General features: G+C 76.7%; 1 protein-coding gene. It reads right to left on the reverse strand.

The genetic code is table 11. The features are described from left to right. Positions 1-40: 40 nt before the first annotated feature. Positions 41-3,298 carry a nicotinate-nucleotide--dimethylbenzimidazole phosphoribosyltransferase gene (gene cobT, locus ACSNOH_RS33760; protein WP_436725264.1) on the reverse strand — a complete coding sequence of 1,086 codons (3,258 nt, stop codon included), beginning with the start codon at positions 3,296-3,298 and terminating at the stop codon, positions 41-43. Positions 3,299-3,963: the final 665 nt, after the last annotated feature.

Raw genomic sequence — 3,963 nt, forward strand, 5'->3', positions numbered from 1 at the left:
CCCCACGCGCCGGAGGCGCGTGGGGGCGGCCCGCCGGGCGTCAGGCCTTCTCGGTGACGCCCGCCGTGTCGAACGTCGCCACCTCGTGCATGGCACGGGCCGCGCTCTGGACGATCGGCAGGGCGAGCAGCGAGCCCGTGCCCTCGCCGAGGCGGAGGTCCAGGTCGACCAGGGGGCGCAGGCCGAGCTTGGTCAGCGCCGCGACGTGCCCGGGCTCGGCGCTGCGGTGGCCCGCGATGCAGGCCGCGAGCGCCTCGGGGGCGATGGCGCGGGCCACGAGGGCCGCGGCTCCGGCGCTCACGCCGTCGAGGATCACCGGCGTGCGCAGGGACGCGCCGCCGAGGATCAGGCCGACGAGGGCCGCGTGCTCCAGGCCGCCGACCGCGGCGAGGACGCCGATGGGGTCCTTCGGGTCGGGCCGGTGCAGTTCGAGGGCGCGCCGGACCACGTCGATCTTGCGGGCGTGCATCTCGTCGTTGATGCCGGTGCCGCGGCCGGTGATCTCGGCCGGGTCGGCCTCGGTGTAGACCGAGATGAGGGCGGCCGACACGGTGGTGTTGGCGATGCCCATCTCGCCGGTCAGGAGCGCCTTGTTGCCGGCGGCGACCAGGTCGCGGGCGGTCTCGATGCCCACCTCCAGGGCGCGCATCGCCTCCTCGCGGGTCATGGCGGGGCCGGCGGTGATGTCGGCGGTGCCGGGCCGGACCTTGCGCGGCAGGAGACCGGGGGTGCTGGGCAGCTCGCCCGCGACGCCGACGTCCACGACGCAGACCTCGGCGCCGACCTGGTTGGCGAAGGCGTTGCACACGGCTCCGCCGCCCAGGAAGTTGGCGACCATCTGCGAGGTGACCTCCTGCGGCCACGCGGTGACGCCCTGGGCGTGCACGCCGTGGTCGCCCGCGAAGATCGCGACGGCGGCCGGCTCCGGGATGGGCGGGGGGCACTTGCGCGAGAGGCCGCACAGCTGGGCGGAGATGATCTCCAGCATGCCGAGCGCGCCGGACGGCTTGGTCATGCGCTTCTGGCGCTCCCAGGCCTCGCCGAGCGCCTTGGCGTCCAGCGGGCGGATGCCGCGGAGGGTCTCGGCGAGCAGGTCGTGCGGGTCCTCGCCGGGCAGCGCGCGGCGCCCGTACTCCTCCTCGTGCACGACCCACGACAGCGGGCGGCGCTTGGACCAGCCGGCCTGCATCAGCTCGGGCTCGTCCGGGAACTCGTCGACGTAGCCGACGCAGAGGTACGCCACGACCTCCAGGTGCTCGGGCAGGCCGAGCGTACGGACCATCTCGCGCTCGTCGAAGAAGCTGACCCAGCCGACGCCGAGGCCCTCGGCGCGGGCGGCGAGCCACAGGTTCTCGACGGCGAGGGCCGACGAGTACGGGGCCATCTGCGGCTGGGTGTGCCGGCCGAGGGTGTGGCGGCCGCCGCGGGTGGGGTCGGCGGTGACGACGATGTTGACGGGCGTCTCGAGGATCGCCTCGATCTTCATTTCCTTGAACTGCTTGGCCCGGCCCTTGGGCAGCGACTTCGCGTACGCGTCGCGCTGGCGCTGGGCGAGCTCGTGCATGGCCTGGCGGGTCTCCGCCGAGCGGATGACCACGAAGTCCCAGGGCTGGGAGTGCCCGACGCTGGGGGCGGTGTGCGCCGCCTCCAGGACGCGCAGGAGCACCTCGTGCGGGATGGGGTCGGAGCGGAACCCGTTGCGGATGTCGCGCCGCTCACGGATCACGCGGTGCACGGCCTCGCGCTCGGCGTCGCCGTAGCCGGTGGCCGCGGGGGTGACGGGCGCGGCGGGCTGTTCCTCGGGGGTGACTTCCTCGGCGGGGGCGGCTTCCCCTGCGGCGGGCTCGGCTACGGGTTCCGCTGCGCGGGGCGCGGGGACGGCGACGGGCTCGGCCTCGGCTGCCACGGCGGCCTCGGCTTCGGCCGGCTCGTCCGGGGCCTGCTGGGGGGCGGGGATGCGGACTTCGGCGGCGGGCCGGGCCTCGGTGCCGGCCGCGGCCTGCTCGGGCTGCACCGCCTGGGGCTGCGCTGCGGCCTCGGTCTCGGGTGCCTGTGGTTCGGAGATGGTGGCCTGCTCGGGCTGCGGTACGCCGACGGGGGCGTGCGGGGCGGACAGGGTGTCGGCGGGCGCGTCGGCAACGACGTCCTGCTGGGGCGACGGTACCTCTGCGGTGGGGGCTTCCTGAGCGACTGCCGGGGCATCGGCGGCCTGCGGGTCGGCTGCGCCGGGCTGCGGCTCGGTTGCGCCGGGCTGCGGGTCGGCTGCGCCGGGCTGTTCGGCCTGGGCCTCGGCGGCGGGGACGGTGCCCGCGACCTGCGGGGCCGGGGCATCGACGGACTGCGGATCGGCTGCGCCGGGCTGCTCAGCCGGGGCCTCGGCGGCGGGTGCGGCGTCCGCGACCTGCGGGGCCGGGGTATCGGCAGGCTGCGGGTCAGCTGCGCCGGGCTGCTCGACCGGGGCCTCGGCAGCGGAGGCGGCGTCCACGGCCTGCGGGGCCGGGACGTCGGCAGGCTGCGGGTCAACTGCGCCGGGCTGCTCAGCCGGGACCTCGGCAGCGGGGACAGCGTCCACGGCCTGCGGGGCCGGGGCATCGGCAGGCTGCGGGTCAACTGCGCCGGGCTGCTCAGCCGGGACCTCGGCAGCGGGGACAGCGTCCACGGCCTGTGCGGCCGGGGCATCGGCGGACTGCGGGTCGGCTGCGGCGGGCTGTTCGGCCGGGGCCTCGGCAGCGGGGGCGGTGTCCGCGACCTGCGGGACGGAGGCTTCGGCGGACTGCGGCTCGGCTGCGCCAGGCTGCTCGACCGGGGCCTCGGCAGCGGGGACAGCGTCCACGGCCTGCGGGGCCGGGGCATCGGCGGACTGCGGGTCAGCTGCGCCGGGCTGCTCGACCAGGGCCTCGGCAGCAGGGACAGCGTCCACGGCCTGCGGGGCCGGAGCATCGGCGAGCTGCGGCTCGGCTGCACCGGGCTGCTCGACCGGGGCATCGGCAGCGGGGACGGCGTCCACGACCTGCGGGACGGAGGCTTCGGCGGGCTGCTCGGCCTGCGAAGCCCGTTCGGCGACGGCTGCCGCATCGGTGGTCTGCTCAGCTTCCGGAGCGGCAGCGACGCCCGCGGCCTGCTCGGCCTGCGGGGCAGCAGCCGGGACCTCAGCAACGGGAGTGGCGGGCTGCTCCGTCTGCGGGGCAACGGCCGGGACTTCAGCAGCGGCGTCGGCAGGCTGCTGGTCCTGCGGAACCGTCTCCGCAACGGCAGCGACCTCCGCGGCCTGCTCCACCTGCGGCGCGGCAACCGGCATCTCGACGGCGTCAGCAGCCCCTACGGCGGTGTCCGCAGTCTGCGGAGCGGCAATCGTCACCTCAGCAGCCGCGTCGGCCGACTGCTCTACCTGCGGAGCCGTTTCGGCAACCGCGGCCGCCTCTGCGGCCTCCTCGGCCTCCGGGGCAACAGCCGGGACCTCGGCAACAGGGGCGGCAGGCTGCTCGGCTTGCGCAGCAGCAACCGGCACCTCAACAGCCGCGTCAGCAGGCTGCTCCGCCTGAGGAGCCACCTCCGCGACGACAGCCGCGTCTACTGCCGGCTCCGCCTGCGGGACCTCCTCAGCCGGAGCCGCGGCGGTCTCCGGGGCCGCAACAGCCCCCTCGGGAGCCGCCGGCGCCGGCACGTGGACCTGACCGGTCGCCGCGGCGACCACCGCGTCGATGGCGGAGAGCCCGGTCGACGGCGCGGCGGGGGCCTCGGGGGCCACCGGGTGCCCGGCGGGCTGCTCCGGGGCGGCTGACGGCACGTCACCCGGCGCCGGGGCCGGAGCCGGAGCCGCCGCCTGGGACGGCACGAACGGGGCCGCGGCCGGCGGCTGCGGCTGGGCGTCCCACGTGCCCGGCTGCTGCTGCGGCACCTCGCCGAGGCGGGGCGCCTGCTGAGTGCCCGTCTCGTCGGCGGCGGTGTCGAGGTATTCGGGGC

The organism is Streptomyces sp. URMC 127 (assembly GCF_051386535.1).
Classification (GTDB): Bacteria; Actinomycetota; Actinomycetes; order Streptomycetales; family Streptomycetaceae; genus Streptomyces.